This window comes from Nonomuraea sp. NPDC050790 (genome assembly GCF_044456745.1).
In the GTDB taxonomy this organism is placed as follows: domain Bacteria; phylum Actinomycetota; class Actinomycetes; order Streptosporangiales; family Streptosporangiaceae; genus Nonomuraea.
In genome coordinates this window covers 277,544-304,084 of record NZ_JBITGF010000006.1, presented here as the reverse complement: position 1 = coordinate 304,084, position 26,541 = coordinate 277,544, and the positions used below count along the sequence as shown (strand labels likewise).

The 26,541-nt window shown below is 69.3% G+C and carries 28 protein-coding genes; 15 read left to right on the top strand and 13 right to left on the bottom strand.

Annotated elements, in window-relative coordinates; translation table 11 throughout:
- Nucleotides 1-78: 78 nt before the first annotated feature.
- Nucleotides 79-411, top strand: a complete 333-nt coding sequence (locus ACIBEJ_RS30770; protein ID WP_397186359.1) for a putative quinol monooxygenase — start codon at nt 79-81, stop codon at nt 409-411.
- Nucleotides 408-752, top strand: a complete 345-nt coding sequence (locus ACIBEJ_RS30765; protein WP_397186358.1) for an ArsR/SmtB family transcription factor — start codon at nt 408-410, stop codon at nt 750-752. Before ACIBEJ_RS30770 ends, ACIBEJ_RS30765 begins: the two co-directional genes overlap by 4 nt.
- 4 nt (nt 753-756) lie before the next feature.
- On the opposite strand, the gene ACIBEJ_RS30760 is transcribed toward ACIBEJ_RS30765, so the two are convergent.
- On the bottom strand, nt 757-1,638 hold the full coding sequence (locus ACIBEJ_RS30760; RefSeq protein WP_397186357.1) for an NAD(P)-dependent oxidoreductase: 882 nt from the start codon (nt 1,636-1,638) through the stop codon (nt 757-759).
- 49 nt (nt 1,639-1,687) lie between these two features.
- Here ACIBEJ_RS30760 and ACIBEJ_RS30755 point away from each other — a divergent pair, with 49 nt between their 5' ends.
- A complete protein-coding gene (locus ACIBEJ_RS30755) occupies nt 1,688-2,098 on the top strand; it encodes a MerR family transcriptional regulator (RefSeq protein WP_397186356.1) in 411 nt (136 codons plus the stop codon).
- A gap of 76 nt (nt 2,099-2,174) precedes the next feature.
- Here ACIBEJ_RS30755 and ACIBEJ_RS30750 read toward each other — a convergent pair whose 3' ends face one another.
- The 5 genes from ACIBEJ_RS30750 to ACIBEJ_RS30730 form a co-directional block, all read right to left on the bottom strand.
- On the bottom strand, nt 2,175-2,525 hold the full coding sequence (locus tag ACIBEJ_RS30750; RefSeq protein ID WP_397186355.1) for a nuclear transport factor 2 family protein: 351 nt from the start codon (nt 2,523-2,525) through the stop codon (nt 2,175-2,177).
- A 63-nt stretch (nt 2,526-2,588) separates the two neighbouring features.
- Nucleotides 2,589-3,758, bottom strand: a complete 1,170-nt coding sequence (locus ACIBEJ_RS30745; protein WP_397186354.1) for an ROK family protein — start codon at nt 3,756-3,758, stop codon at nt 2,589-2,591.
- Nucleotides 3,759-3,797: 39 nt separating this feature from the next.
- A complete protein-coding gene (locus ACIBEJ_RS30740; RefSeq protein ID WP_397186353.1) occupies nt 3,798-4,616 on the bottom strand; it encodes a carbohydrate ABC transporter permease in 819 nt (272 codons plus the stop codon).
- Nucleotides 4,613-5,467: a carbohydrate ABC transporter permease gene (locus ACIBEJ_RS30735; RefSeq protein WP_397186352.1), complete on the bottom strand. Its 855-nt coding sequence runs from the start codon at nt 5,465-5,467 to the stop codon at nt 4,613-4,615. The genes ACIBEJ_RS30740 and ACIBEJ_RS30735 overlap by 4 nt, the downstream gene beginning before the upstream one ends.
- Nucleotides 5,464-6,729 carry an extracellular solute-binding protein gene (locus ACIBEJ_RS30730; RefSeq protein WP_397186351.1) on the bottom strand — a complete coding sequence of 422 codons (1,266 nt, stop codon included), beginning with the start codon at nt 6,727-6,729 and terminating at the stop codon, nt 5,464-5,466. Before ACIBEJ_RS30730 ends, ACIBEJ_RS30735 begins: the two co-directional genes overlap by 4 nt.
- A gap of 119 nt (nt 6,730-6,848) precedes the next feature.
- On the opposite strand from ACIBEJ_RS30730, the gene ACIBEJ_RS30725 reads away from it, so the two are divergent.
- From ACIBEJ_RS30725 to ACIBEJ_RS30715, 3 genes are all read left to right on the top strand, one after another.
- Nucleotides 6,849-8,372: a phosphodiester glycosidase family protein gene (locus ACIBEJ_RS30725; RefSeq protein ID WP_397186350.1), complete on the top strand. Its 1,524-nt coding sequence runs from the start codon at nt 6,849-6,851 to the stop codon at nt 8,370-8,372.
- Between the two features lie 196 nt (nt 8,373-8,568).
- Nucleotides 8,569-9,453 carry an NAD(P)H-binding protein gene (locus ACIBEJ_RS30720; RefSeq protein WP_397186349.1) on the top strand — a complete coding sequence of 295 codons (885 nt, stop codon included), beginning with the start codon at nt 8,569-8,571 and terminating at the stop codon, nt 9,451-9,453.
- A complete protein-coding gene (locus ACIBEJ_RS30715) occupies nt 9,453-10,283 on the top strand; it encodes an NAD(P)H-binding protein (protein WP_397186348.1) in 831 nt (276 codons plus the stop codon). The genes ACIBEJ_RS30720 and ACIBEJ_RS30715 overlap by 1 nt, the downstream gene beginning before the upstream one ends.
- 58 nt (nt 10,284-10,341) lie before the next feature.
- Here ACIBEJ_RS30715 and ACIBEJ_RS30710 read toward each other — a convergent pair whose 3' ends face one another.
- A complete protein-coding gene (locus ACIBEJ_RS30710) occupies nt 10,342-11,631 on the bottom strand; it encodes an FtsX-like permease family protein (RefSeq protein WP_397186347.1) in 1,290 nt (429 codons plus the stop codon).
- A 23-nt stretch (nt 11,632-11,654) separates the two neighbouring features.
- On the bottom strand, nt 11,655-12,380 hold the full coding sequence (locus tag ACIBEJ_RS30705) for an ABC transporter ATP-binding protein (protein ID WP_397186346.1): 726 nt from the start codon (nt 12,378-12,380) through the stop codon (nt 11,655-11,657).
- A 180-nt stretch (nt 12,381-12,560) separates the two neighbouring features.
- Between ACIBEJ_RS30705 and ACIBEJ_RS30700 the strand changes: the two genes are divergently transcribed.
- The 4 genes from ACIBEJ_RS30700 to ACIBEJ_RS30685 all read left to right on the top strand — a co-directional run bounded on the left by ACIBEJ_RS30700 (nt 12,561) and on the right by ACIBEJ_RS30685 (nt 16,299).
- Nucleotides 12,561-13,148, top strand: a complete 588-nt coding sequence (locus ACIBEJ_RS30700; protein WP_397186345.1) for a DUF4240 domain-containing protein — start codon at nt 12,561-12,563, stop codon at nt 13,146-13,148.
- A 95-nt stretch (nt 13,149-13,243) separates the two neighbouring features.
- The gene (locus tag ACIBEJ_RS30695; protein WP_397186344.1) at nt 13,244-14,311 is read left to right on the top strand and encodes a hypothetical protein; all 1,068 of its coding nucleotides are present in this window, start codon (nt 13,244-13,246) and stop codon (nt 14,309-14,311) included.
- Between the two features lie 78 nt (nt 14,312-14,389).
- On the top strand, nt 14,390-15,643 hold the full coding sequence (locus ACIBEJ_RS30690; RefSeq protein ID WP_397186343.1) for a hypothetical protein: 1,254 nt from the start codon (nt 14,390-14,392) through the stop codon (nt 15,641-15,643).
- Nucleotides 15,644-15,789: 146 nt separating this feature from the next.
- Nucleotides 15,790-16,299 (top strand): hypothetical protein, encoded by a 510-nt coding sequence (locus ACIBEJ_RS30685; protein WP_397186342.1) that lies wholly within the window; start codon nt 15,790-15,792, stop codon nt 16,297-16,299.
- Nucleotides 16,300-16,328: 29 nt separating this feature from the next.
- Here the strand turns inward: ACIBEJ_RS30685 and ACIBEJ_RS30680 are convergent, their stop codons facing one another.
- The 4 genes from ACIBEJ_RS30680 to ACIBEJ_RS30665 all read right to left on the bottom strand — a co-directional run bounded on the left by ACIBEJ_RS30680 (nt 16,329) and on the right by ACIBEJ_RS30665 (nt 21,533).
- Nucleotides 16,329-17,609: a hypothetical protein gene (locus ACIBEJ_RS30680; protein ID WP_397186341.1), complete on the bottom strand. Its 1,281-nt coding sequence runs from the start codon at nt 17,607-17,609 to the stop codon at nt 16,329-16,331.
- Nucleotides 17,610-18,204: 595 nt separating this feature from the next.
- Nucleotides 18,205-19,011 (bottom strand): MerR family transcriptional regulator, encoded by an 807-nt coding sequence (locus tag ACIBEJ_RS30675; protein ID WP_397186340.1) that lies wholly within the window; start codon nt 19,009-19,011, stop codon nt 18,205-18,207.
- Nucleotides 19,012-19,449: 438 nt separating this feature from the next.
- A complete protein-coding gene (locus ACIBEJ_RS30670; protein ID WP_397186339.1) occupies nt 19,450-19,887 on the bottom strand; it encodes a hypothetical protein in 438 nt (145 codons plus the stop codon).
- Nucleotides 19,888-20,291: 404 nt separating this feature from the next.
- The gene (locus ACIBEJ_RS30665) at nt 20,292-21,533 is read right to left on the bottom strand and encodes an XRE family transcriptional regulator (RefSeq protein WP_397186338.1); all 1,242 of its coding nucleotides are present in this window, start codon (nt 21,531-21,533) and stop codon (nt 20,292-20,294) included.
- 146 nt (nt 21,534-21,679) lie between these two features.
- Between ACIBEJ_RS30665 and ACIBEJ_RS30660 the strand changes: the two genes are divergently transcribed.
- Both ACIBEJ_RS30660 and ACIBEJ_RS30655 read left to right on the top strand, forming a co-directional pair.
- Nucleotides 21,680-21,964, top strand: a complete 285-nt coding sequence (locus ACIBEJ_RS30660) for a hypothetical protein (protein WP_397186337.1) — start codon at nt 21,680-21,682, stop codon at nt 21,962-21,964.
- Nucleotides 21,961-22,260, top strand: a complete 300-nt coding sequence (locus ACIBEJ_RS30655) for a hypothetical protein (RefSeq protein ID WP_397186336.1) — start codon at nt 21,961-21,963, stop codon at nt 22,258-22,260. Before ACIBEJ_RS30660 ends, ACIBEJ_RS30655 begins: the two co-directional genes overlap by 4 nt.
- Nucleotides 22,261-22,758: 498 nt before the next feature.
- Here the strand turns inward: ACIBEJ_RS30655 and ACIBEJ_RS30650 are convergent, their stop codons facing one another.
- Nucleotides 22,759-23,622 (bottom strand): GntR family transcriptional regulator, encoded by an 864-nt coding sequence (locus ACIBEJ_RS30650; protein ID WP_397186335.1) that lies wholly within the window; start codon nt 23,620-23,622, stop codon nt 22,759-22,761.
- Between the two features lie 108 nt (nt 23,623-23,730).
- On the opposite strand from ACIBEJ_RS30650, the gene ACIBEJ_RS30645 reads away from it, so the two are divergent.
- From ACIBEJ_RS30645 to xerC, 3 genes are read left to right on the top strand one after another with little or no spacing between them, the layout of a single operon-like run.
- Nucleotides 23,731-25,194 carry a replication initiator gene (locus ACIBEJ_RS30645; protein ID WP_397186333.1) on the top strand — a complete coding sequence of 488 codons (1,464 nt, stop codon included), beginning with the start codon at nt 23,731-23,733 and terminating at the stop codon, nt 25,192-25,194.
- Nucleotides 25,191-25,391 (top strand): helix-turn-helix domain-containing protein, encoded by a 201-nt coding sequence (locus ACIBEJ_RS30640; protein ID WP_397186332.1) that lies wholly within the window; start codon nt 25,191-25,193, stop codon nt 25,389-25,391. The genes ACIBEJ_RS30645 and ACIBEJ_RS30640 overlap by 4 nt, the downstream gene beginning before the upstream one ends.
- Entirely contained in the window at nt 25,388-26,533 is a 1,146-nt protein-coding gene (gene xerC / locus ACIBEJ_RS30635) for a tyrosine recombinase XerC (RefSeq protein ID WP_397186331.1), read from the top strand. The genes ACIBEJ_RS30640 and xerC overlap by 4 nt, the downstream gene beginning before the upstream one ends.
- Nucleotides 26,534-26,541 lie beyond the last annotated feature (8 nt).

Below are 26,541 nucleotides of genomic sequence, written 5' to 3'. Positions count from 1 at the left end.
TGCAAGGACGGACTTACGCTCGCCCTACGATTCCCCTAAGGCTGGACTTCATTTAGCTAACTCGCTAATAATTGACACATGGCAGACTCCATCAGCTCGATCGCGCGCTACCGCGTGAAGCCGGGCCACGAAGACGACTTCCTGAAGGTCCTCGACGATCACCGGACCATCCTGCGTGACCTGGAACTGGTCACCGACCGCGAGCCGGACGTCTACCTCGGCGCCGAGCGCGACCTCGAAGGCCCGCTGGTCATCGAGATCTTCGACTGGATCGACGAGGACGCCTCCGCCCGCGCCCACACCCATCCCCTCGTCAGCGGCGTCTGGGAGTCGATGGGCCCGCTGTGCGAGAGCCGGGCCGGGCGCCCGCCGTTCGAGTTCCTCAACCTGCGCCGGCTCGCCCCCCGGTGAGCGAACCGGGCAAACCAGCGCGCGGGCGGCGCGAACTCGACGCACTGGACGCGGTGTTCGGCGCGCTCGGCCACCCCGCGCGCCGCCACATCCTCCAGGTGCTGGCCGCCCGCGACGGGTCCATGACCGCCGGCGAGCTCAACGCCCGCTTCACCCACTCCTGGCCCACCACCACCCGCCACCTGGGCGTCCTGGTCGACGCGGGCCTGATCTCGGTGGCGATGGCGGGTCGGGAACGCCACTACCGGCTCGAACGCCAGCACCTCGGCGACGTGCTGGCGCTGTGGCTGCGCAGCGTCGGGTTCGAGCTGCTCGGGCCCGACGGGACGGCCGCCGGCTGAGCGCTCAGCCGCCGTGGGGCCTGCTGAACTCCTCGATCAGCACGGGGTACTGCTCCGCGCCGTGCCCCGCGGCGATCGCCCGGTCGGCGATGGCCTTGAACAACCGGGGCAGCTCGGCGTTGACGCCCACCGCCTCGCTCTCGTCGATCAGGTGCGCCATGGCACGGGCGTCGGTCTCCAGGGCCGACACCTCGGCGGGGAAGGCGCCGGCGTCCACCTGCGCGGCGTACCCGGGCAGCCATTCGGCCACCACGACGGCGATCTGCCGGGCGAACGGCGCGTACGCCGCGGCGTCGACCCCGGCCGTCCTGAGCAGGGCGGTGCCGTGGAGCCAGGCGTTGAGGACGCTCCACATCATGGACAGCCCGGCCACGTCGTACAGGGACGCCAGCCCGTGGTCGGCGCCCACGTAGGTGGCGGTGCCGAGCGCGTCGAGCGCCGGCTTGTGCGCCTCGAAGTCCGCCTGAGGCCCGCTGAGCAGGATCACCGCCTCGGGCGTCCCGATCGCGGGCGGGATGGCCATGATGGCGCCGTCCAGGTAGCGGGCGCCGCGCTCTTCGGCCCAGCGGGCGGCCTGCCTGGCCTGGGCGGAGTCGCCGGAGGTGAGGTTGATGAGCCTGGTGCCCGGCTCGATCCCGTCCTCGCCGAGCAGTTCGCGCATGGCCTGGTAGTCGGTGACGCAGATGATCGTCAGGTCGCTCGCCTTGAGCGCCGCACCGGCCGTCGGCGCCAGGTGCGCGCCCTCGGCGACCAGGTCGGCGGCCCTGGCCGGGGTGCGGTTCCACACGGTGGTGGGATGCCCGGCCTTCAGGAACGCGGCGGCGAGCGCCCGTCCCATCAGCCCGAGCCCGATGACGGTCACTGAAGTGGTGTTTTCGAGGTCCATGGCAGAATCGTCAACGTTGATACCGGTGTGAAGGTCAAGCGAGGTCGCGATGCTGATCGGGGAACTCAGCCGCCGCACGGGCGTGAACGCCCACCAGTTGCGCTACTACGAGGCCCAGGGCCTGCTGGAGGCCACCCGCGGCGCCAACGGCTACCGCGACTACGACGAGGGCGCGGTCCTGCGGGTCAGGCAGATCCGGCACCTGCTCGGCGCCGGGTTGTCGTCGGACGACATCGCGTACCTGCTGCCGTGCGCGGTGGGTGAGGCCCCGGAACTGCTCGGCTGCCCGGAGCTGCTGGCCGCGATGCGCTCACGGCTGCGCCGGCTGGACGAGCAGATGGAGCGCCTGGCGCAGTCCCGCAACGCCCTCGCCGACTACATCGACGCCGCCGGTCAGACGGCCGCCGACCACTACCCTCCGTTCGACGGCGCCGACCACGAACGCGTGCCCGCCGCCTGAAGCAGAACGACCCAGACCGCGGCCGGAGATGAGGCCCGCCATACCCCGCCCGGAGGGGCCGGTTCCGCGGCTCGATCTATGGCGTGGCCTTGCGGAGTTCGTAGGTGTCGAACACGAGCCGGTCGGAGACGATCCTGCCGTCCCTGATCACGAGGTGGTCGGCGGCGCGCAGGGTTCCGAAGGGGCCGGTCACCATGTCGTACATGATCATGGCTTGCTCACCGTCACCCAGCACGGACAGGATCTGCACCCCGGCCACCACCTCGGCGAACTGGCCCATCGCGGCCAGGACGGGCGCGGCGCCCTCGATCGTGCCCCGCGGGCTCTCGAAGACGACGTCGTCGGCCAGGTGGCCGGCCATGGCGTCCACGTCGCGGCGGGCGAACGCCTCGACGAACAGCGTGGCGATCTCGGCGGGTGTGCTCATGACGAACTCCTCTGTCCTTGGGCCTGTCTCCTATTGACCCGCCGAGCAGCCGGAACTCATCAGTCAGCCGGCGTTGAGGTTGTCGAGCAGGGAGTTCTCGACCGTGTCCAGGGCGGTTCGCAGCGCGCCCGCCGTGACGGCCCTGTCGCCCAGGACGGACACCTCCAGCCGGGGCGGCAGGAAGGTCATCTGCGGCAGCCTGCGCCGGATCGGCTCGGCGATCTGCTCGCCGGCCGCCGCCACGCCGCCGCCGATGACGATCAGCTCGGGGTTCAGGAGCAGGGCCAGCGTGCCGACCGCCCTGGCCATGCGGGCGAGTATCTCCTCCAGCACCTCCTGGGCCTCCAGGTCGCCCCCGCGCGCCGCGGCCAGCAGCAGCGCCGCGTCCCCCGTCAACTCCCCGGTACGCTCCCGGAGCCTGGCCACGACCTCCTTGCCGATGTGGCTGGCCAGCGCGCCGATGCCCTCGGCGCCCGGCGTGTGCTCCAGCAGGCTGAGAAAGGCCATCTCGCCCGCGCCCCCGTCGTGGCCGCGGAAGATCTGGCCGCCGGACACGATGCCCGCGCCGAGCCGTTCACCGGCCAGGACGTAGATCACGTCCTGGCTGTCGGTGGCGACGCCGCGCCAGCGCTCGCCGATCACGGCGAGGTTGGCGTCGTTGTCGGCCAGGACCGGGGCCCCGAAGGAGCGGCCGAGCTCCGTCCTGAGGTTCATCCCCTTCCAGCCGGGCAGCACGTCGCAGGTCAGCACCACCCCGGTGCGGGGATCGACGACCCCGGGGGTGGCCGCGCACGCCGCCAGTACGGCCGGCCGTTCCACCCCCGCCTGCTTCAGCGCGACGCGCACGGCCTTCCTGACGCCGTCCAGCCGCTCCCTGCGGTCGAGCTCCTGCCCGAGCGGCCGCACCTCGGTCGCCAGGATCGTGCCCCGCAGGTCGGCCACCGCGACCATGCACTTGTGCACGCCGATGTCGATGCCGACCACATACCCCTTCTCCGCCCGCAACCTGACGAGCCGGGCAGGACGGCCCCGCCGTCCGGGCGTGTCGTCCTCCACCTCGGCGATCAGGCCGATCCGCCGCAGGTCCTCGATCACCGCGTCCGCGGTCGGCCTGGACAGGCCGGCGGCGCCGGCCAGCTCCGTGTGGCGGATCGCCTCGACCTCCCTGAGCACGTTCAGGACCCGTTCGGCGTTCAGGCGCCTGAGCAGGGGAGCGGTCGCGGAAGAGGTCATGGCAGCACCCTCGGGAAGATTCTGGAAAGACGCATGGTGTCAGCCCTTGACCGCGCCGGAGGTGAGTCCGGCGACGATGCGGCGCTGGGCCAGCAGGACGAGGACCACCACCGGCACCGTCACCATCAGGGCCGCTGCGGCGATGGCGCCGTAGGGCTGCTGGAACTCCGAGTCTCCGGTGAAGAAGGCCAGCGCGGCGGGGACCGTACGGGATGATTCTGTCGAGGTGAGCGAGATCGCGAAGAGAAACTCGCCCCAGCACGCCAGGAAGGTCAGCAGAAACGTGGTGACCACCCCCGGCGCCGCGACCGGTAGGATCACCCGGGTCAGCGCCTGGAGCCGGGTGGCGCCGTCCATCTGCGCCGACTCCTCCAGGTCCCACGGGATGGTGCGGAAGAACGCGGTCATCAGCCAGATCGCCAGCGGCAGCGAGAACGACACGTACGGGATGACCAGCCCGAGCCAGGTGTCGAACAGCCCGATCTCCGTCCACATCGTGAACAACGGTCCCACCAGGGCGATCGCCGGAAACATGGTCAGGCCCAGGGCGACGCCGAGCACCAGCCGGCTGCCGCGGAAGCGCAGACGGGCGATCGCGTACGCCGCCAGGACGGCCACCACCACCGAGGCGGTCGTGGCGATGAGCGAGATGCCTACCGAGTTGGCCAGCGCGGTGGTGAACACCGGGTTGGCGAACAGGCCCGTGTAGTTGTCCAGCGTGGGCGAACTGGGCAGGAACCGGCCGTCGTTCTGGAGCGTGGGCGGCTTCAGCGACAGGCTCACCACCCATGCCAGCGGGGCCAGCGTCCAGACCGCCACGGTCGCGGTGACCAGGACGTCGGCGATCCTGCGCCTCATCGGCCGCCTCCCAGCTCAGACCTGAACGCCCTGACGAACCCGCTCGCGATCAGCCCGACGCAGACGAACAGCAGCACCGACACGGCGGAGCCGAGCCCCACCTCCAGGTCCCTGATCAGGAAGCGGTAGCTGAGGAACGACAGCGTCTCGGTGCCGACCGCGCCCTGCGTCTGGATGTAGACGGTGTCGAAGATCCGGAAGGCGTCCAGGGTGCGGAAGAGCAGGGCCACCATGATCGCCGGCCGTACGCACGGGACGGTCACCCGCCAGAACCGCTGCCAGGCGCCCGCCCCGTCCACCTTCGCGGCCTCGTACACCTCGCCGGGAACCGTGACCAGCCCGGCCAGCAACATCAGCGCCATGAACGGCGTCGTCTTCCAGACCTCGGTCAGCACGATCACCGTGTAGGCCGACCAGGTCTCGCCGAGCCAGTTGAAGTCGCCGCCGACGAACCCCACCGACGGCTGGAAAGCGAAGCGGAAGGCGAACGCGGAGACGACCGTCAGCACCGCGTACGGCACCAGCACGACGGTCCGCAGCAGATGCCGGCCCCACAGGACCTTGTGCATGGCCAGCGCGAGGGCGAACCCGAGCACGAACTCGATCCCCACGCTCGTCACCGTCAGCACCGCCGTCGCGGCCAGGTCCTGCCACCAGACCTGGCTGGAGAGGATCTCGCCGTAGTTGCCGAGCCCGGCGAAGGCCCGCTGGTCGGGCGCGCTCAGCGAGTAGGACTCCAGCGACAGTACGGCGGTGCGCAGGACCGGCACCACCGTCACCGCCATCATGAGCAGCAGGGCCGGGCCGGCCATGAGCCAGCCCAGGCGCTGCTCGGTACGTGCTCTGTTCACTGCCCGGCTGCCTCGGCGACGGCCGCGCCCGCCTTGGCCGCGGTCTCGGCGGTGACCGAGGCGGGCGGGTGGAAGGCGGTCTGGACGGCCGTGGACACGGCGTTGTACTTGCGGACCATCGGGCGCGGCGCCGCCTCGGCGATCGAGTCGCGCATGACGTCGGAGAAGGGGAACTTCGCGCGCACGTCGGCGTCGTCGTAGACGGCCGCGCGGGCGGCGGGGATGCCCGCCTCCATCATGAAGACCTTCTGCGACTGCGCCGAGGTCAGGCACTCCAGCGCTGCGAAAGCCTTGTCGCGCTGGTCCTCGGGCGTGCCCGCGCCGACGGCGATGTTCGAGCCGCCGAGCGGCGGCGCGCTGGGCAGATCGGCCTTGGTCCTCGGGTAGCGCGCCCAGCCGTAGTCGTCGAAGACCTTCTTGAACGCGGGCTCCTTCTCGGCCCGCGCCGCCGCGGCGGCGTAGACGTAGCCCCAGTTCGTCATGAACGACGCCTCGCCCTGCTCGAACGCCGCGCGCATGGTCTCCTCGTCGAGCGTGCTCAGCCCCTTCAGCGCCGCGGGTCCGGTGGCCAGCGAGCCGATCACCGAGGCCGCCGCCCGCCCGGCCTCGCTGTCGAGTCCCGGCCTGCCGTCGGCGCCGACGATCTGGCCGCCGGCCGAGGCGACGAGCGCGTTGACGAAGACCGTGTAGCCCTCGTACCTGTTGCCCGGCACGGCCACGCCACGCTCCCCCTCGGGCAGCCGGCCGGTGGCCGCGAGCAGCTCCTCCCAGCTCAGCTCGCCCTTGGCCGGGTCGAGGCCCGCCTTGGCCGCGCGCGACTTGCGGTACCAGAGCAGTTGCGAGCCGGAGAGCAGGGGCGCCGCGTACACCCGGTCCTTCCAGGTCGCCGACTTCAGCGCGCCGCCGAGCGTGCCGTCCTTCACCTTCGCCGCGGCCCCGTCGGGCAGCGGCAGGATCCAGCCCGCCTCGGCGAACTCGGCCGTCCAGACCACGTCCAGGGTGATCAGGTTGACCGCCCTGTCCTTGGCCGACAACCGCCGGACGAGCTGCTCGCGCTGCTTGTCGGAGCCCTCGGGGAGCGTCTCGACCTTGATCTTGTACGCGCCGTCGCGGGTGCACGCGGCGACCGCGGCCCGGGTGGGCGACTCGGCGTTGGGGCCCTGCCACCACGTGAGCGAGACGGGTCCTTCGGTCCCGGCGGCGCAGGCGGTCAGGGGCAGGGCGACGAGGGCGGAGGCGGCCAGCCGTAGCAAAGTGTTCATGGGGGGATCCTTGAGGGGCCAAGATTTATTTAGATACATTTATTAAGTGACCCGTAAGAATAGGTAGGCGGAATGCCCTCGTCAAGGCATCGGCTTGCTCAAGAAACAGAGGAACCCCCATGCACCGCAGAGCCTTAACAACCCTGGTGGTGGCCCTGGCCACCCTGGTCCCCGCCGCCGCCGCGCCCGCGGCGAGCGCCACCACGCCCGCACTGCCCCGTGGGGTGACCCTGTCCTCGTTCTCGCTGGGCGGGCAGGACGCCGACGACGTCTGGACCGTGCACGTTTACCTTCCCGCCACCCTCGACGGCCCGCTCAACACGGCCGGGACGGCGCTCGGCTCCAAGGAGATCGCGGACCGGGTCGCCGCCGCGCTGCGCGAGAAGGGCTTCGAGCCCCGCCTGGAGCAGGTCGACCTGCCCCGCTTCGCCGACGTCCCGGCGGGCGTCCTCGGCTGGACCGTACGGCTGGGCCGCTACCCCACCAACGCCGCCGCCACCACCGCGCTGTCCCAGATCAGAGCGGCCGGCTTCGCGGGAGGCACCCGCTACACCGCCCAGGACGGCACCGACCCCGGCGCACCGCAGAAGGTCCACGTGCTCAGCGTCGACTTCCGCCAGTTCCGCGGCACCGTGGACACCGACTTCGGCCCCACGCTGAACGGCACCGAGACCCTGACCGACCTCCTCGGCACCACCGGCGCCGCGGCCGGGATCAACGCCCAGTGGTTCTACAACCGCGCCCCCGGCGGCCTGTACGTCAAGGACGGCAGGCTCATCGGCTCCGCCACCCAGGGCCGCGGCGGCATCAAGATCACCCATGGCGGCCGCCGCGTCGACGTCGACACCTACACCGCGCGCGTGACGCTGCGCGCGGGCCGCGAGTCGGTCGAGATCGACGGGGTCAACCGCCTGCCCGGCGAGGTCTGGAACTGCGGCGGCGTCGGCGGCGACCAGCCCACCGAGAAGGCGCAGCACGACCTCAAGTGCACCGACTCCAGCGAGCTGGTCCGCTTCACCCCCGAATGGGGCACCCCTCCGGCCGGCGAGGGCGCGGAAGCCGTCCTCGACGCCCGCGGCAGGGTCCTCGCGGTCAACACCACCCGCGGCGCGGGCATCCCGCCCGGCGGATCGACCATCCAGGCCATCGGCGACAGCGCCACCTGGCTCCTCGCCCACGCCCGGCCCGGCAGCAGGCTCACCGTCACCGAGCGCGTGGAGGACGGCAGAGGACACCGCGTCCCCCTCACCCCGGGCACCACGATCCTCCAGGTCGGCCCCACCCTGGTCCGTGACGGCCGCGTCTCGGTGAACGCGGGCGCCGACGGCCTGATCCGCGAGGGCACCGACCAGACCTTCACCTACAACTGGGCGCTGCGCGCCAACCCGCGTTCCATGATCGGCGTGGACCGGCACGGCAAGCTCATGCTCGTCGTCGTGGACGGCCGGCAGGCGGGCTACAGCGAAGGGCTGGGCATCGCGCAGACGGCCGAGCTGATGAAGCGGCTGGGCGCGGTGGAGGCGCTGAACCTGGACGGCGGCGGCTCCAGCGTGCTGGCGACGGCCGGCACGGGCATCGTCAACCGCCCCTCCGACGCGACGGGCCAGCGCTCCCTCGGTAACGTCATCCTCGTCAGGCCCTAGCTCTCACGGCCCTTGGCCCATCTGGGCCAAGGGCCTCCTGCCGTACGTTGACAGCGGTCAGCGAGCCGGCCGGAACGCTCCATAGGCGCGAAATCGAAATCCGTCCTAGCATCCCCGGGACAGCGGAACCGCCGCGAACGCGGGCACGGGCGCGGCGGTTCCTCGGCAACCTTCAGGTAACCGCAGGGGAGTCTACGTGACGCTATTGGTGACAGGAGCGAGCGGGAACGTCGGCAGGAGGGTGGTCGCCGGGCTCGTCGGCGCCGGTCAGCGCGTACGCGCCATGACCCGCGACCCACGGGCCACCGCGGCCCTCCTTCCGGCGGGGGTCGAGCTGGTGAGAGGGGACTTCGAACAGCCGCGGACGTGGGCGGCCGCGCTCGACGGGGTGGAGCGGGTGCACCTGTTCCCGTTCGCGGACAAGGGCTTCGTCGAGGCGGCGGTCGCGGCGGGGACACGCAGGTTCGTGGTCCACTCGGCGGTGGCCGCCGGCTTCGGCGAGTCCCCGGAGGGTGGGTCCGCGCTGCAGCGCCACCTCGACGAGGAGCGGGACGGGCATCGCCTGGTCGAGCTGGCCGTCGAGGAGAGCGGGGCCGAGTGGACGCATGTCCGCCCCGGTCTGATGGCCACCGGGGCGCTCGGCTGGGCGGAGGAGATCCGGGACACCGGGGCGGTGCGCATGCCGTACCCGGGGGCGGGCAGTGCGCTCGTGCACGAGGCCGACGTGGCGGAGATCGCGGTCGCCGCGCTGATCACCGACGAGCACGTCGGGGCCGCGTACACCATCACCGGGCCGGAGAAGGTCACCCACGTGGAACAGGTCCACGCGATCGCGACGGCGATCGGCAGGGACGTCGCCTTCGTGGAGCTGACACCCGGACAGGCGCACGCCGAGTGGGTCGACCACGGCCTCCTGGACTGGGAGCTGGAGCTGATGGCGGCCCAGTCCGATGAGCCGGAGCTCGTACCCGCCACCGACACCTACGAACGCCTCACCGGACGGCCGCCCCGCACGTTCGCGCAGTGGGCGCGCGACCACAGGGCGGACTTCCAGACTTCGGTGATCGGAGAGGACCAGTGATGACGGTACTGGTGACGGGGGCGACCGGCCGGGTCGGACGCGGCGTCGTGGCCGAGCTGCTGCGGGCCGGCGCCCGCGTGCGGGCGCTGACCAGGCGGCCGGACAGCGCCGGGCTGCCCGCGGAGGTGGAGGTCGTCGGCGGCGACCTGGAGAACCCCGAGTCCTTGACGGAGGCGTTCGACGGCGTCGAGCGGATGTACCTCTTCCCGGTGGCGGACACGGCCAGGCAGGTCGTCGCCATGGCCAAGCGCGCGGGGGTGAAGCGCGTCGTCGTCCTGTCCGGAGCGCTGGCCGAGGAGGAGGCCGACGACGAGGAAGGCGGTTACCGCGCGGTGGAGGTCGCGGTCCAGAAGTCCGGTCTGGAATGGACTCTGGTACGGCCCGGCGAGTTCGCCGCCAACTGGCTCGACTACGCCCCCGACATCCGGACCAGGCGCGAGGTACGCCGCCCCTTCGGCGCCGCGCTCACCAGGCCGACCCACGAGGACGACATCGCACTGGTAGCCGCACGCGCACTGCTCGAAGAGGGACACACCGGCCAGACCTACGTCCTGGCCGGCCCCGAGGAACTGACGGTGACCGAACAGGTGCGCCTCATCGGCGCGGCGATCGGCGAGGAGATCCGCTTCGTCGAACTGACCCCGGAACAGGCCCGCGCGGAGTGGTACGACCCGGAGCAAGGCGTCGACCACGAGGTCATCGACTGGCTCCTTGACCTCTACGGCGACGCCAACCGGGTCCCCGACACCGGCGCCTTCCAACGCCTCACCGGCCGCCCGCCCACGTCCTTCGCCCGATGGGCCACCGACCACGCCCACGACTTCCGCTGACAGGGCCACGCCGTACCCCGGCGCCTGCCGGATGGCACCGGGGTACGGCGTGGACACCTCACCCGGCGTGCAGGAGCGACCCCGAGAGCGGCCGCCTGACGGCCGCCAGCCCGCCCACCAGGCCGCTCACCACGCAGACCAGCACGAGCCCGCCGTACTGCGGCAGAGAGTAGGCAAACCGGGCCTCACCGCTGACCGCCATCCCCAGCGCGGTCAGCGAAGCAGCGGCGATGCCCGTCCCGAGCAGCGCGCCGATGCCCGTCACGATCAGCATCTCCCAGCACACCGCCCTCGCGAGCTGCGCCGGCTTGATCCCCAAGGTGCGCAGCAGCCGCACCTCCCCGCCGCGCTCGGCCATCGTCATGGCCGCCGCGTTGACGACGGAGATCACGGTGTACGCCACCGCCGACCCCACCAGCAACGGCCCCACCCAAACCGACGGCCCGCTGCGCACCACGCCCACCGCCGCGTCCGTGGTCGCCACGGCGAACAAGAAGGTGCACGCCAGCGCCACGCTCAACATCACCGGAGACGCCGCCGACATCGCCCGGCGCGGCTGCGTGACCAGCGAGGACCTCGCCAGCATCCCCGCGCCCGGATCAAGCCGGGCCACCAGACCTCCGAGCGACCACCCCAGCCCACGCATCGCGACGGGCCCCAGCGCGGACGCCGCCACGCAGAGCACCATCGTCGTCCCCAGCGCGGTGGGCGCCGCGTCCCCCGGACCGACCCGCGGCACCAGCCACACCAGCACACCGCCGGCAACCAGCGCCACGCCTCCGGCGACCGCCCTGGGCCAGGGCAGCAGCCGCCGCTGCGCCGCGCTGTCGCGCAGCACCTCCAGCGGCCCCACGCCCACCGCCTTGCGCGCCGCGGCAAACGCCGCCACCAGCGTCACCACCACCCCCACCACGAACCCCAGGACGAACGGCACCGCCCCGACCTCCACCGGAACCCCGCCCGGCGCCAGCCCCGTCATCCGCATGAAGCCCGCCATCATCCAGGCGTACGGCACCGCCGCCAAACAGCCCACCAGGCCCGCCAGCACGGCGACCACGAGCGCCTCGGCCACGATGAGCCGCCCGACCTGCCGCGGCGTCATGCCCACCGACCGCAACAGCGCCCAGGTACGGCGCTGCCGTAGCACATGCAGACCGAGCATCCCCGCGACGACGAAGACCGACGCGAACCCCGACACCACGGCCGACAGCACGAGCAACCCCATGACGCCGTTGAGCTCGTCCCGCGTGGCCGCGCCCGCGACCACCAGCCCGCTGCCGCAAACCAGCGTCACGGCCAGCACCACCGCGGCGAACGCGGCGGCGAACCCCATCCGATTGGTCCGCACGTTGTTCCAAGCCAGCACGAGCATCACCGGCGGCCGCCCAGCCGCAGCCCGATCTTCTCGGCCGAGGCCCCTTCCAGGACGTCGACGATCCGCCCGTCGGTCAGGAGCAGCACCCGGTCGGCCCGCGCCGCCGCCTCCGGATCGTGCGTGACCATGACCACCGTCTGCCCGAACGCGTCGACCGCCTCCCGCAGCAGCGCCAGCACCTCGTGCCCGCTGCCACGATCCAGCGCCCCCGTGGGCTCGTCCGCGAACAGAACCTCCGGCCGGCCCAGCAGAGCACGCGCGATCGCCACCCGCTGCTGCTGCCCGCCGGACAACTGCGCCGGACGATGCCTCTCCCTCCCCGCCAGCCCGACCCGATCCAGCAGTTCCCGTACCCGCGAAGCATCCGGCCGCCGCCTGGCCAGGTGACTGGGCAGAACCACGTTCTCCCAGGCGGTCAGCGATGGCACCAGGTTGAACGCCTGAAAAATCACGCCAACCCGGTCACGCCGCAGCATCGCCAGCTCCTTCTCCCCCAGGCCGGTGATGTCCTGCCCCCCGATGCGCACCGCCCCCGAATCCGGCCGATCCAACCCAGCCGCGCACTGCAACAGGGTGCTCTTCCCCGACCCCGACGGCCCCATGACGGCGGTGAAACTACCGCGCGCGAACCCGACCCCAACCCGCCGAAGCGCGACCACCTCGGTGTCGCCCTTGCCATATGTCCTGCTCACGTCCTCAAGAAGGACCGCGTACTCAACCATGATCAGCAGCCTGCCGGACCACACCCCCCACCCCCATCCGGCATCCCCCCGACCTGCCCCTGGCTTACTACCTAAGAAAGTTGAACAGCCTTCGGTAGCCCAAGCCTGGTGGGCTGGCCGGCCATCGAGGTCCAGGTGCACGGGGTCGCGTCGTCCGCCCATCTGCCAGGATGACCCGCCATGAACGTCGACGCCTTCTGGGAGCTGATCGAGCAATCCGCACGCGAGACCGGCACGAAGGACGCGCGGTTGACGTGGCTCCACGAGAAGCTGACGGGGCAACCCGCCGAAGAGATCCTTGATTTCGCTTCCTGGATGCAGGAGGCCCGGCTCAAAGCCGACACGTACATGGTCTGGGGAGCCGCGCGCACCCTACAACTGGTGGGCAGCCTCGACAGCGTCTGGTACTTCCACATGTGGCTCGTCGGCCTTGGGCGCCAGACCTTCGAGCGGGTGACCAGCGATCCGGACGCCCTTGCCGACGTGCCAGAGGTCCAGCGTTATCTCCACCTCAAACGTCATCGCATTCCACGTACCGACGAGGACTGGCCGGAGTTCGAGGAGCTCGACTATGTCGCCATGAAAGTCTGGCGGCAGGTGACGGGCCTCGACTGGGATGCCCTCGTAGACGCCCTCCAGATGCGGGGCTATGTGCTGGACTCACTGCCCAATCCCACCGACGAGGAATGGAACCTCGACGACGAGGAGGCAGCCCGCCGGTTGCCTCGATGCACCGGCTACATTCGCGAGTTGTACGGCCGCGCCTAGTCACCAGCTCTCCAGTTCGGGCGGCCAGTGGTCTTTGACCTGGGATGGGCTGTTCGCGAGGGGGTGTGTCGGCTGTGGCGTTCTAGGGTGTTCCGGTGGTCAACGTGGTGGAGTGGACCAGGTTGGAGCCGTGGCGGGTCGCGCGTGCGCGTACCGACGGCGGTGAGGTCGTGATCGTCAAGTGGGCTGGGCCGCATGCCGACGGCAGGCGTTCTGAGGCGTGGCGGTTGCGCACGGAGGTGGGCGCGCTGCGGTTTCTGGCGGAGGATCTCGGGGTCGAGCTGGCGTCGCGGGTGCTGGCGGAGGACTTTCCCGGCGGGCGCATCGTGCTGGAGGACCTGGCGCCCCGGGTCGCGTTGGACGGGCTGTTACGCAGGGACGGGGTCGTCGCGCATGCCGTACGTCTGGAGGGTTTTGCTCGTGTTCTTGGGCAGCTCGGCGCGGTCACTGCCGGGCACGCGGAGCTGTACTACCGGCGGCGCGAGCGTCTTGGGCAGGTCGATCCGGAGGCCGATCGGCTGGGGCGGGTGGCCCGGCTGCGCGCAGAGGGGCTGGCGCAGGCCGAGGTGCTGGGAGTGCCGGTCACCGGGGCGGTGGAGCGTGAGTTCGCCCTCGCGTTGGCGGAGCTGGCCGATCCGGGGCCGTTCCTGACGCTGAGCAACGGGGATCCAGAGGCCAACAATGTCCTGGTTCGCGCGGACGGGCCGCCCGATGCGCGTCTGATCGACTTCGAGTTCGCCGGGTTCACGCATGCTCTGCACGATGCCGTGTGCCTGCATGTTCCCGGTCCCGCCTGGATGCGGGTGTCTGCCACCGCACCTCTGCCGCGGATTGGGGAGGTTTATCGGCGTGCTCTGGCCGTGGGGGTGCCGCAGGCCGAGGACGAGCGGCTCTATGGAACGGCCCTGGCGGCGGCGTGTGTGGCGTTCGCGTTGGCCCGGCTCTGGCGTCTGCGGGTGTTGGATCGGCGGGCGGCGGGTGACGACAGCCGTACCCAGCTCGTCGCGGTCTTGGAGGCCGCCGCGTCCACCGCCCGGCAGCATCACGCTCTGCCGCAGTTGGCAGGGTTTTGTCAGCGTCTGGCCGAGGCGCTGCGCCGCCGCTGGCCCGACGCCGACGTGGACCTCGCCGCCCTGGCGCCCTACACACCGCGCCGTCGATGATGTTGACGCCGTTGGTGCGGCGTGTTGTGATCCACACGTGCGCTATTTCGTACTGATTTAGTAGGAAATGAGGCGGTTTTGAGATTACTCCAGCGTGCCGCCGCGGTTGTCGTGCTCCTGGTGAGCGCGGCGGGCATCCAGGTCGTGCAGGGCGGACCGGCGCAGGCGGCCCTGCCCACCGCCGCCGTCGCGCTCGGCGACAGCTTCGTCAGCGGGGAGGGCGCGGGCGCGTACCAGCCCGTCGTCGACTCCTCCGGTACGGCACAGCCCTTCCCCGGCTGGTCGGCGGCCAACAGCAACGCGTACTTCTGTCACCGGTCGGCGAACGCCTCGCTGTTCACGGCCTCCCTCCCCGGCATCCAGCAACGCTTCAACCTCGCCTGCTCCGGCGGCCAGCCCGCCGACATCGCCAACCCCTCAAGCGCCCGCGCCGAGGGCCGCGCCGTGGCCTCGCAACTCGATCAGCTACGCGCCGTCGCCCAGACCCACGACATCGACGTCGTACTCGTCGGCCTCGGCTCCAACAACACCCAGTTCACCTTCGGCGACGTGGCCTCGCTGTGCGCCAACCGCTTCATCGCCGACGCCTGGACCGGCTGGTGGGAGTTCTGGGCGTACCTGAAGGGCGAGGTGCCGCAAAAGCCCTGCAGCGCCTCGGACCTGGCCACCGACTCCGAGGTCGCCGCCGCCACCGCCGAGACCACCGCGGCCCTGCGCCAGGTCCTCGACACCCTCGCCCAGGTCGACGCCGACGGCGTCCACCAGGTGATCCTGCAGACCTACACCAACCCGCTGCCCCCCGAACTCGCCTCGCGCTACCACGAAGAGGACAACCGCAGCGACACCCGCGACAAGTTCCGCGCCTTGGGCGCTGAGCGGTACGCCGCCGGCTGCCCGATCCACCGCGCCAGCCTCGGACCCGGGCACGTGTTCTCCCAGAACCTCGGCTCCCTGGTCAGGAACGCCCACAGCACGCTGGCCGCCGAACGCCCCGCGGCCGACCTGCGCGTACTGGACGTCCAGCGCGCCTTCGACGGAGCCAGGCTCTGCGAGAACCCCGACAGCCCGGCGAGCGCGCTGGCGACCCCGGTCCGCGTACAGGACGGCCCGTCCGGCAACTTCATCACCAGCCTGTCCGGCTGGGACAAGATCGGCATCCAGCGGGCGGCGAACACCTGCGTCACCTACTTCCAGACCTGCCAGGAGTCATGGCACCCCAACGCCGCAGGCCACGCGGTCCTCGGCCAATGCCTGGCCGGCGCGTTCAGTGCGGCGGCGCGGGCAAGCGTCACCTGCGCCCGCAACCCGAACGGCACCCTCACCATCTCCTGACGCCTCCTCACCGACGCGTCCGGCCTACTGAAGCCGGACGCGTCGACTCCGTCCGAAACAGGGCCCCGCGGTCTGAGGCAGGCAGGGAAAGATCGATTCCCGACACCCTTATGATCGCTTCCCAGGTCCCAGGACGGGAGAACCACGTGGGCAACTTCTACGACTACTACCGGGCCACAGACAGGCACGCCGCTGTGGCCAAGCCGCACGTCCCGCGTGCCGTGGAGCAGTCCATGCGTGGACATCCCGTCTTCGACGCCGTCGATGCCAAGTGGATCGACCCGGAGTTCAACCTCGGACAGCTCATCGCGTGCATCCGAGGCGTGCCCTATGCCGCGGACCTCGTAAAGACGATCGCGCTCTATCCGCCTCCGGAACACGCTCCGGTGACGGACGAGGAGTGGGACGCGTTGCCCGAGGACTCGCCCTACCTCGATGGACCCGGTATCGATGAACTCTCGGCGGAGGTACGTGACGCACTCGCCGACGTACCCGATGACCATCTGCCAGTGCTGGGCGCGCGATGGGCGCAGGTCGTGAACTTCGTGAGCCCACCCGATCCGGGCGACATGGCGGCTTTGGTCACCGAGCTGCGAGACCTCGCGCAGCGTGCCAGAAGTGCCGATCAACAGCTCTACTGCTGGATGTCCGCATGAGCCGCCCTGTCGCTAGACCATGACCCAGTTCACCACCCGGAGACTTCCACCGTCTTGGACGCGCTGCAGTTTCGGCTGCCTGACGTGTTGTCGTAATAGACCTTGTAGGTCCACGTCGTCTCGACGCCGGGGACGTTGGTGAACGTGAAGGTGCCATCCGCGTTCGTGGTGACGTCCGGCAGCGGCTGGAAGTCTTCCCCCCAGGGGCGGCGGGTCGCCGTGAGCGTCTGTACGCCGGGGGCGGAGCCGTCATGCCGGGTGAGCTGGCCGGTGAAGGTGACCTGCTTGAACCGCCCTGACGTGTCCGGACCGTTCAGGACGAGCTTGCACGAGGGCAGCGTGGCCCCATGCAGTCGCCACAGGTGCAGAGTGCGGTCACCCGACCTTTCGACAACAGCGAACACATCTGAACCGGAGAACGCGAGGTCCTTGAACTCGACGTGCGTCTGGGCGAACGTCTGAGTCTTCTCCCCTGAGCTCAGGTCGAACAGCACCAAGGGGTCATCGTTCACGTCGTTGGTATTCCGGCTGACCGCCACCTGCGTACCGTCCGGGCTGACGGTGATGTGCCCGTAGTCGAGGACTCCCTCTTCCTTGCCGTAGGAGCGGGCCTTCGTGAGAGAGGTCAGGTCCCAGGCGTCGAAGTCATTCGCAGATCCAGGCGTTGTGTACGCCGTCAAGCCGTCCGGAGCGAGGGCAACCCGGCCCCAGCCGTTCCAAAGTTGATGGTCATAGGCGTCTATGGCACCGCGGAGGGTGGCGGCGCCATTCTGGGTGTCGTACACCCGCAGGTCCCAGAAGCTGGCCACCACCAGGGTGTTACCTGCGGCGGCGATCTCCGGCGCTTCAGGGAGGCTGCCGGTGGGGATGGGGACCGGTTGCGGTGTGGCGGTCGACAGGTCGAGGCCGACTGCGCCGCCGACGCTCGACGCTGGGCAGCCATAGGAGACCCAGAGCCGGTTCCCAGACAGCGCGAGCCGGTCCGGGCACTGGTATGCGCTCAGGTTGATCCGCCGGATGACAGCCAGGTCGGCGGTGTTGATTTCGGCCACCTCGTGCGACCATCTGAGGGCCGCGTACAGGCGGGTGCCGTCAGGTGTGGTGATCAGGTCCCGTGCTTCGGACAGACCTGCGACAGACCCGGTGAGGACGCCTTGGGTGTCTGCGACGATGATCCGATCGTCCATGGCGATGAAGACTTTGCCCCCACCGACGGCCACATCGCCGGCGCCTGTGACGTCACCCAAAGAAGTGAGGGAGTCGGCGGCTGTGGCGGTGCCCGCCTGCGAGACGGCAAGACCGGCTGCCAACGTGAGAGCGGTGCATAAGACCGTCAGTCTGCGTGTGAGTCGTGTTAGCCGTCGCGGTAGGTACACAGGCTCTCCCCGGTTCGCCATTATGGAACTTGTGTTCGCACGATAGCTTCCCCGGCTTCCGTGATCTAGTAGGCGGAAGCTCTTACTTCATCACGTCTGCCGCTGTCTACGGTCCGTAGTGGTAACTGTGTCGCGGTCCCAAACTCGGCGATCCGCTGCGGCCTTGAGTAGTCGAGGACTGCGCCCCCCGCACGCCCGCGACGCCTTCGCGCGGGAGCCGAGGAGGCTCCGACGCTCGCCCTGAACCGAAATCCCACGGTGATACGCGCCTGAACCCACGAAGAGGTGGATCGAGACCTGACGTCACGGAAGCGGTCCAGCGGCCGCTCATCACCACGGGCGCCCAGACCATGAACACCATCTTCGGCGAGAAGCCGACACTTCCAGACATGAGAGAAGGGCCTCCGGATTGCTCCGAAGACCCCTCTCATTCACGAGTGTGCTTGAGCAGGGATGCGACAAGCGCCTAGAAGATCGCTTCCCGGAACCTGTATCGGTGCGTTCGCGACTTCCGCGCCGGCTGGGTTGGTCAGCGGATCGGCCAGGCCACCTGGGTGAGCAGGTCGGCCTCGGCGGTCACGGCCGGGTCGTTGAGGTAGGTCTCCCGGGGCGGGCCGGCGATCTCGTGGCCGTGCTCGGCGATCCAGGCGGTCAGGGCGTGGTACGCGGGAGCGATCTCGTCGTGGCGGCCCTGGTGCGTGGTGGTCGCGGCGGTGACCGCGGCCAGCCTGTTGACCTGCACAGGCGAGGTAGCGGCTACAGGTGACTCGATCGGTATGCAGACCTCGATGTGGCCGGCGTTGTCGGCATCGATGACGTCCGGGAACATCAGGAAGGGGGCGCCGGCCGGATGCCGCCCGGCTTGTGTGAGAAACCCGACGAGGGTGCCGAAGCTCTCGGCGACCGCTGCGCCGATGCCGGCATGGTCAGTGTGACGGCGTACGACGGCCACGATCTGCGCGGGCAGGGTTTCGAGATTGACGGTGTAGTTCATGAGGCTCTCCTCGCCGTTGATCAATCGGGTGATGGCGGCCAGCATGTGATCGTGGCGATCGCGCTCCGCCCGCAGGCGCTGCCGGTGCGCCGCCAGCAGGTCGACGACGTCCTCTGGGGAGGCGGCCAGCACCTGCCTGATCTCCTCGATCGGCATGTCGAGCGCCCGTAGCCTGCGGATCAGTTCCGCCCGGCCTGCTTGGTCGAGGGAGTAGTAGCGGTAGCCGTTGAAGGCGTCGACCTTCGCCGGTCGCAACAGATCCATCTCGTCGTAGAGACGCAACGCCTTGACCGACAGCCGGGTCATGGCCGAGAACGCACCGATCAGCACGAACTGAGTCATCGCCAACCCCCATCACCTCCTGGTCCGCCCACCGTCATCCCTCCCCCCAGGGGAAGGTCAACCACCGAACCGTCATCTTGGGTTGTCGGCCCGTTCCTGATGTCAGAGCAATGATCGCTGGAGGCGGGTGAGGCATGCCGCTTGCCTGCCGGGGCTTACCGAATCCCGAACCGGGTGCTTCGGCGGCGGCCGCACATGCCTTGACCCAACAGCACCCGTGCTCCACGTCCAACGAAAAACGGCGGTGCCCCGAAGGACACCGCCGTTGATCCAACCTCCGCGCTACTCGCCACCGCCCTCGAAAGAGGGTGTTCGAGTAACACATCTTGGGTGGGGCGTTCACGAGTAGGCATGACCTGCGGTGGAGGTGGGCCCTGGACGATCGCTTCCCAGGAAGCTTGTGATCGTTTCCCTGAGGGCAGGTGGAAACTTCGTCGTTTAGGAGGGCAGCCAGGAGGGCCACCAGGGCAGGACACAGTTGTCTGGCGTGCCTTGGGTGGCCAGGTCGTACAGGATCAGGGCTACTGGCCCGGCGGCCGAGACGGCGATGGAGAGCGCCAGCAGGAGGAGTTCCAGCCACATGCGGCCAGCCAGGCGTGGCAGCCGGGCGAGTAGCTGAAAAGGCAGCGAGATGAGCGCCGACACCACCGAGACGATTGGGAAGAGTACGAGGCGGCTCACCGCCCAGACGGATCCGGCGGAGTTCTCTCCCGCGCTCAGGTCACCGGCGCAGTAGACGTGCGCATGAGCTACGAGGCGAAGCTCGAGGAAGGTTCCGACGGTCGCGAACGCCAGGGCGATGATTGCGGGAAATCCGCAGCCGAAGGCCCAGCGAATGTCGCTGGCTTCCGTCGACCGCCTCCTTCGATTGATCACGGCGCCATCAAAGCAGGCCGGTATGTGCCTAGTGCGTAGTTGATATGGAGATCCGGTGCAAGGCGGCTCGGACATGGACCTGGAAAGCCTTGGGCTTCGTTGCGAAGGACCCGCACGAACCAGATTCGGGAAATCCCTGAAACGACAAGATCCCGCCTGATCGCGATGATCAGACGGGATCCCGTCAACTTCAGTCCAGCCGTCTCAAGAACGGCCCTCGGTGGAGATGAGGGGATTCGAACCCCTGACCCCTTCGATGCGAAGCAATCCCGAGGAGTGGAGGACCTTGCTGGGTACCTGCTCTCATCAGGGGAAACTGTCCCTGGAGATCCAGGGGCATCCGGGCCCGTCCGGGGGGATTGTCACCCAGTTGGTCACCCGGCAGATCTTGCCGTTTTGCCTGGTCAGCCGGTAGTCGGCGGTGCCGTCAGAGCCTCCTTCAATGTAGCCGCTTGCGGTGCCTTCCGCATCGTCAGAAGGGCGTGCACATCTATCAGTTCCTTGCGAGCGTGACGGTTCAGCTCGACCGCGTCGGCCACGAACGGCACCGCCACCTGTACGGCGGCCGCCGCGTCCCCGGCCTCGGCATGAGCCTTGGCCAGGCATGAGCCGTACCAGGCGCGGTCACGCTTGTAGGACAGCGGGAGACCGTCCAGCCCGGCCGTGAGCAGGTCGACGGCTCTGGGCCAGTTGGACAGGTACAGCTCGGTCATGCCGCGCTGAAGGCGGAACCAGGTCTCGTCGTAGAAGTACATCCACACCGGCTCGTCGTCGGCATGGTCGGCCGCCTGGCGGATGAGCCCTTCGGCCTCGTCGAGCAGAGTCCGTGCCGGTCGCGCGTCGCCTGCCAGCGCGTGACCTCTGGCAGCCATCTGGGTGGCCATGCCCCGGACGCCTGGGGTCACCCGGCCGTCGTGCCAGCGGGCTGCCTCCGCCAGCCGTACCGTCCTGCGGGCATTGCCAGCGCTCCATGCCTGATGGGCCTTCATGCTGAGCGTCGTGGTCGCCATGTTGACGTCGCCAATCTCCAGTGCCCAGTCGTGGGCTCGGTCGTACCAGGCGAGTGCGGCGGCCTGGTCGTCGATGTCGAGCGACATCCAGGCGACGAACTGGGCGTACTGCGCGGCAAGATCCACCATCGTGTCAGCGAGCGTGCCACGTGCGCTCTGGGCCAGTTCGACGACGATATGGAGCTGCTGGCGCACCACGCCAAGGAGCGGCCGGGAGCCGATGGTGTCCTCGACCTTCCTGTGCTCGGCCAAGCAGGTGGCGAGCCAGTCCACGGTGCGCTGATCCACGCGGCGCGGGTCCTGAAGAGTCCGGACGATGCGCTCGTAAAGGTCGGTATCGGGCGCCACAGCCTGGAGCGCCATTGCAGGGACCGGTACATGCGGGCGCTCGTTCAGATCGAACAACTCCGCCTCGGTCGTGCCGAGAGCACGGGCACAGAGAAGGCGGTACCTCTCGCTGGGGTAGTGATCACCCCGCTCCCATCCCCGGATCATCCGCGTCAGATCGCCAACGGAGGGAAGACCGTCGCAATCGCGCTTGATCTTGCGGGCCAGATCCGCGACCGTGCCGACCTCCGCCTTGCGCTCGTCGCGCAACCGTACCGCCCACTCGGGGCGCGTCTCGTGGGTGTCCATCGTGCACCTCCGGATATTCGCGGATACGCCCGTGCCCCCGGCTATCTCCTCTTGTCATCGTGCCCTCTCAGAGCGCTGGGGTTTAGCTCAACGTGATGATTCCTTCACGAATTTCTCCAGTCAGAGAGCCAGCGACATTGCGCCAGATGCGGCAGCTCCGCGCCGAACTTGGCCGTCTCGGGATCACCGCCGATCTCCATCACGGGTACGGCATGGCCCTGCTCAGCGTCTGGGTGGATCTGGTCGTCTGGTCGGACGGTCTCCGCTTCCTCTGGTGGGGCGGCCAGTTCTCGCAGGCCACAGGACGCAGGACGTACATCGTCCACTCAACAGGCAATCCCGCAGCCACAGCCCGGAGAATCGCACAGCGCTATGCGGACCTGCGCCGTACGCACTCGATGTCGCGGCTGATCGAGGAGTTGCACTCATGAGCAACGCGTTGACCGATCTTGGCGAGTGCCTGAGCCCGCACGTTGCGGCGAAGCAGCGGGGCAGCGGGCGGTTGCGTTGGTATGTGGTGCATCCGTATGGCAGGCGGGTGCGGGTGGCCGATTGGACGTGTGCGTGCCGGGCGACGGTGTACGAGTTGTGCCTGGCGGGTGGAAGGGCGTTCATCCGGCGTACGGTGCAGGGTGAGCCGGTGGTGAGGATGCATGAGACCGACTGGGGATCGCTCAGCGAGACGCGGGCGATTTGGGCGGCGCTGCTGGCCGGGTACGTCCGGTAGGCGGTGGCTTTCAGGGGCTCGCACGGCCCACTCTTCCCCCGCCCCCGATAGCTGCCGGACTGTGTGGCCCGACCGAGGTGTCAGCTCCGTCTTACGGTGCCCCGGCCTGTGGGGTTCCAGGCGGCTGATCCCCTTGCCGCAGGGACGGAGTTGACGCCGACCGAGGGGCACGAACACTGCGGTATCGGGGGCGGGGTACGGACCTCGGCCCGTGGGTGATCTGCCAGAGAGTGGAGTGGCCGGCGTCCATGCGAAGCATCCCGCAGGGGCCGCGTAGCGGTGGAGGCCGGTGACGGAACGGCCTTGATGATTCAGGCTTCTGCCGTGCATGGCTTGAAGGGTTGTCGCGCCGCCTTGGAGCGGTGGGCGGCGCGCGCCGGGACCGGCCCCCAGGCCGCATGCCCGGCGCGCTGGCCGCCCGGAGCGGGCGGCGGCGCGGCGAGCGGAGCGAGCCCTTGAACCCGTAAAGAAACTCTGAACCAGTCTGAGAGCCGATTCCTAGATCACCAGGTCGATGCCGTTGTCGCTGAGTTCTTGAGGGGTGAGGTCGATGTCCGGAGTGTTGGCGACTTCGCGGTGGTAGGCGATCTCGTAGCGGTCGGCCGGTGCCTTGACTTCGGTGACCTCGATCGGGCGGCCGTTGGCGTGGGCCATGGTGCGGCGGATGACGAGTACGGCGTCGGCATGGTCCATGCCCAGGGCGGTGCGTTCGTCTTCGTAGGCGATGCGAGCGGTGGTGAGGGTCATCCATCGCACGGGGCCGTGTTCGCGGATGAGGGAGTGGTAGAAGAAGCCGGGGCGTTTGCGGTACTGGGCGTGGCGCTTGGGGTCGTCCCAGTCGGGGAGCATGTCGGCGTTGGTGTAGGAGTTGATCTCCAGGCGGGCGGATGCGCCGTGGATGACGGCGGTGTGGCCTCGGTGCCACATGCTGCGGCGGTGGATGACGGGGTGGCCGGAGCGGACGCCCAGGATGATCGCGATGTCGCGGTTGGCGGTGATCGTTTCGCCGGTGAACAGCGGGTTGTCGGAGTCGCGGGTGGCCAGGTCCCAGCCGAAGGCTTGGATGTCGGGGTGGTTGCCGGGTGCGGCCAGGTCGGGCCGGTCGCGGTCGGTGATGATGATGGTTCGGCGCTCGGGCATGGGGCGGACGAAGGAGCCGCGTCCGCGCATGACGTAGGCGAGTCCTTCGGAGACCAGGGTCTCGATGGCCTTGCGGACGGTGGGGCGGGAGACGTCGTAGGTCCTGACCAGTTCGGGTTCGCTGGGCAGTGCCCCGCCGGGTGAGTAGCGGCCGTCCAGGATGGCGGCGCGCAGGTCGGTGGCGATGATGCGCCAGCGGGCGTCCTTCTCGTCGGTCTCCATCGTGGCCTCTCTCGCGGATTTCTCAGGTCTACTTGTACTACAGGTTGACGAACAGCGCCATGCAAGTCAACATGTAGTACAGGACGACGTGCATGAGGGAGGTGGACCATGAGCAAGCACGAACGGCATCCCGACTGGATGACCGACCTGGCACGAGTGATCAACGCACCCGGCTACCCACGCTGGCGCGCCATGGTCACAGCCACCAGCGGCTGCGCCCACCCGATCCACCTGTCCGGCGAATCGGCCGTAGTGGACACAGGCACCGGCGAGATCCTGCACCTCTACACCACCGACGACGAACCATCCGGCCGCCTGCTCATCGCCTGCGGCAACCGGCGCGCCTCGGTCTGCCCCGCCTGCTCACAGCTCTACCAGGCCGACACCTTCCACCTGATCCGGACAGGACTATCCGGCGGCAAGGGCATCCCGGAGACCGTGAGCGCCCATCCACGGGCATTCATCACCCTGACCGCCCCCTCCTTCGGGCCGGTGCACTCACGGCGCGACGGGCGCGCCTGCCGTCCCCGCAAACACGGCCGCATCTGCGACCACGGCCGCGCCATCGGCTGCCACACCCACCACGAACCCCACGACGAACGACTCGGCCAACCAATCTGCCCCGACTGCTACGACTACCCCGGCGCAGTCCTCTGGCAAGCACACGCAGGCGCCCTCTGGCACCGCTTCACCCTGGCCATGCGCCAAGAACTGGCCAACCAGGCAGGAATGAGCCGACGCGCCTTCGGCAAGCGAGTCCGCGTCTCCTTCGCCAAGGTCGCCGAGTACCAGCGGCGCGGCCTCGTGCACTTCCACGCGATCATCCGCCTGGACGGCCCTGACGGACCAGACCAGCCCCCTCCCGGCTGGGCCGACCACGACCTCTTGACGCGAGCCGTCCCCTCCGCCGCCGGGCACGTCGCGCTCACCACCCCGCCAAGCGACCTCGGCCAGTGCAACCTGACCTGGGGCGACCAACTCGACATCCGGCCCATCCTCCTCGACCCCAGCGCAGAAGGACTGAGCGAGCGGGCCGTGGCGGGTTACATCGCCAAGTACGCCACCAAGGGCGCAGAAGCCTCCGGCACCGTCGATCACCGCCTGTCCTGCGGAGCCTGCGGCGGCCGTGGCCGATTACACCGCACGATCACCTGCTCCCACTGCCACGGCAACGGCCTCAAACCCGGCCTGCGCCTGGACGCCCTACCCGTCACCGACCACGCCCGCCGCATGATCCGCACCTGCTGGGACCTCGGCGCACGCCCGGAGTTCGCACCACTCCGGCTCCGCCCCTGGGCCCACATGCTGGGCTTTCGAGGCCACTTCTCCAGCAAGAGCCGCGCCTACTCGATCAACCTCAGCGACCTGCGCACCGCCCGCCGACTCCACCGCGCGGCCGAAGCCCGCACCCGCCACAACCTCCCCGCCCTCGACGACGCCACCACGCTCGTCCTGGCCCACTGGCGCTTCACCGGAATCGGCCACTCACCCGGCGAAGCCGTCATGGCCGAGCACATCCGCCAACGCATCCAACTCGCGCACAAGATCAAGAACGAGCGGGAGAACGGATGACCGCACCCCGCCCCGCCCAGGAACGGCGGCTCTACCGCGTCTGCGAAGCCACGCACCTGCTCAGCCTCAGCCGCAGCGTGATCTACGAACTCATCCGCTCAGGACGGCTCCGCTCCGTCACCCAGGGCCGAACCCGGCTCATCCCCGCCACCGCCATCGACGACTACATCGCCCTTCTAGAGAAGGAGGCATCATGACCACCCGACGCAGCCGAGGAGACGGCGGCCTGCACTGGGACGAACAGCGGCAACGTTGGATCGCATCCGTGACCCTCGGCTACACCCCCGCCGGAAAGCGCATCGTCAAGAAGGCCAGCGGCAAGACCAAGACCGAAGCCAAGGCCAAGCTCAAAGAGATCATCAGGGACCACGACGACGGCCTCGCCGCCGCCGCGCACCACTACACCGTCGCCGACGCCGTGCGTGACTGGCTGGAGTTCGGTCTCAGCGGCCGAGACGAGTCCACGGTCGAGACCCGTACGTTCCTGGCCAACAAGCACGTCATCCCAGCGCTGGGTGCCCGCAAGTTGCGTGAGCTGTCCGCCGACGACGTGGACCGATGGCTCGCAGAGAAGGCCAAACAGCTCAGCACACGCAGCCTGCGTGAGGTGCGATCAGTGCTCAAGCGGGCCGTGGATCGTGCGCAGGCTCGCGACAAGGTGAAGCGGAACGTCGTGATGCTCTGCGAGATCCCGAAGGGCCTGGAGGGACGGCCGTCGAAGTCACTGACGCTCGACCAGGCGGCGGCGGTCCTCACTGCGGCGGCGGACTCGACGCTTCACGCCTATGTCGTTCTCTCCCTGCTGATCGGCGCACGTACCGAGGAACTGAGGGCTCTCACCTGGTCGCACGTAGACCTTGAAGGCAGTCCCGACACCACACCACCATCGATCATGGTGTGGCACTCGGTCAGGACGGGAGGGGACACCAAGACCAAGAAGTCACGCCGCACCCTGGCCCTGCCGGAGCGCTGCGTGACCGCGTTGAAGGCACACCGGGCAAGCCAAGAGGCGACGCGCGAGAAGGCCGGAGACACCTGGCAAGAGCACGACCTGGTCTTCGCGTCCGGCGTCGGCACGCCTCTCGACGCGCACAACGTCCGGCGCTCGTTCCGCGCCATCCTCAAGAAGGCCAAGCTGGACGAGAAGGCGTGGACCCCTCGGGAGATGCGCCACAGCTTCGTCTCGCTGCTCTCCGATTCGGGCGTCCCGCTGGAGAACATCTCCCGCCTGGTCGGGCACAGCAACACCACGGTCACCGAGACCGTCTACCGCAAGCAGCTTCGCCCGGTCCTGCTGGAAGGGGCCGCAGCCATGGACCAGATCTTCAAAGACGCGTAGTCACCCAG

What these genes read in the sequence shown, in the direction of transcription:
- ACIBEJ_RS30745 (WP_397186354.1), bottom strand. Translation starts at nt 3,758, where the DNA reads ATGACCTCTTCCGCGACCGCTCCCCTGCTCAGGCGCCTGAACGCCGAA.
- ACIBEJ_RS30740 (WP_397186353.1), bottom strand. Translation starts at nt 4,616, where the DNA reads ATGAGGCGCAGGATCGCCGACGTCCTGGTCACCGCGACCGTGGCGGTC.
- ACIBEJ_RS30715 (WP_397186348.1), top strand. Translation starts at nt 9,453, where the DNA reads ATGACGGTACTGGTGACGGGGGCGACCGGCCGGGTCGGACGCGGCGTC.
- ACIBEJ_RS30665 (WP_397186338.1), bottom strand. Translation starts at nt 21,533, where the DNA reads ATGGACACCCACGAGACGCGCCCCGAGTGGGCGGTACGGTTGCGCGAC.
- ACIBEJ_RS30760 (WP_397186357.1), bottom strand. Translation starts at nt 1,638, where the DNA reads ATGGACCTCGAAAACACCACTTCAGTGACCGTCATCGGGCTCGGGCTG.
- ACIBEJ_RS30770 (WP_397186359.1), top strand. Translation starts at nt 79, where the DNA reads ATGGCAGACTCCATCAGCTCGATCGCGCGCTACCGCGTGAAGCCGGGC.
- ACIBEJ_RS30750 (WP_397186355.1), bottom strand. Translation starts at nt 2,525, where the DNA reads ATGAGCACACCCGCCGAGATCGCCACGCTGTTCGTCGAGGCGTTCGCC.
- ACIBEJ_RS30655 (WP_397186336.1), top strand. Translation starts at nt 21,961, where the DNA reads ATGAGCAACGCGTTGACCGATCTTGGCGAGTGCCTGAGCCCGCACGTT.
- xerC (WP_397186331.1), top strand. Translation starts at nt 25,388, where the DNA reads ATGACCACCCGACGCAGCCGAGGAGACGGCGGCCTGCACTGGGACGAA.
- ACIBEJ_RS30640 (WP_397186332.1), top strand. Translation starts at nt 25,191, where the DNA reads ATGACCGCACCCCGCCCCGCCCAGGAACGGCGGCTCTACCGCGTCTGC.
- ACIBEJ_RS30730 (WP_397186351.1), bottom strand. Translation starts at nt 6,729, where the DNA reads ATGAACACTTTGCTACGGCTGGCCGCCTCCGCCCTCGTCGCCCTGCCC.
- ACIBEJ_RS30675 (WP_397186340.1), bottom strand. Translation starts at nt 19,011, where the DNA reads ATGACTCAGTTCGTGCTGATCGGTGCGTTCTCGGCCATGACCCGGCTG.
- ACIBEJ_RS30645 (WP_397186333.1), top strand. Translation starts at nt 23,731, where the DNA reads ATGAGCAAGCACGAACGGCATCCCGACTGGATGACCGACCTGGCACGA.
- ACIBEJ_RS30755 (WP_397186356.1), top strand. Translation starts at nt 1,688, where the DNA reads ATGCTGATCGGGGAACTCAGCCGCCGCACGGGCGTGAACGCCCACCAG.
- ACIBEJ_RS30700 (WP_397186345.1), top strand. Translation starts at nt 12,561, where the DNA reads ATGAACGTCGACGCCTTCTGGGAGCTGATCGAGCAATCCGCACGCGAG.
- ACIBEJ_RS30660 (WP_397186337.1), top strand. Translation starts at nt 21,680, where the DNA reads ATGCGGCAGCTCCGCGCCGAACTTGGCCGTCTCGGGATCACCGCCGAT.
- ACIBEJ_RS30705 (WP_397186346.1), bottom strand. Translation starts at nt 12,380, where the DNA reads ATGGTTGAGTACGCGGTCCTTCTTGAGGACGTGAGCAGGACATATGGC.
- ACIBEJ_RS30725 (WP_397186350.1), top strand. Translation starts at nt 6,849, where the DNA reads ATGCACCGCAGAGCCTTAACAACCCTGGTGGTGGCCCTGGCCACCCTG.
- ACIBEJ_RS30650 (WP_397186335.1), bottom strand. Translation starts at nt 23,622, where the DNA reads ATGGAGACCGACGAGAAGGACGCCCGCTGGCGCATCATCGCCACCGAC.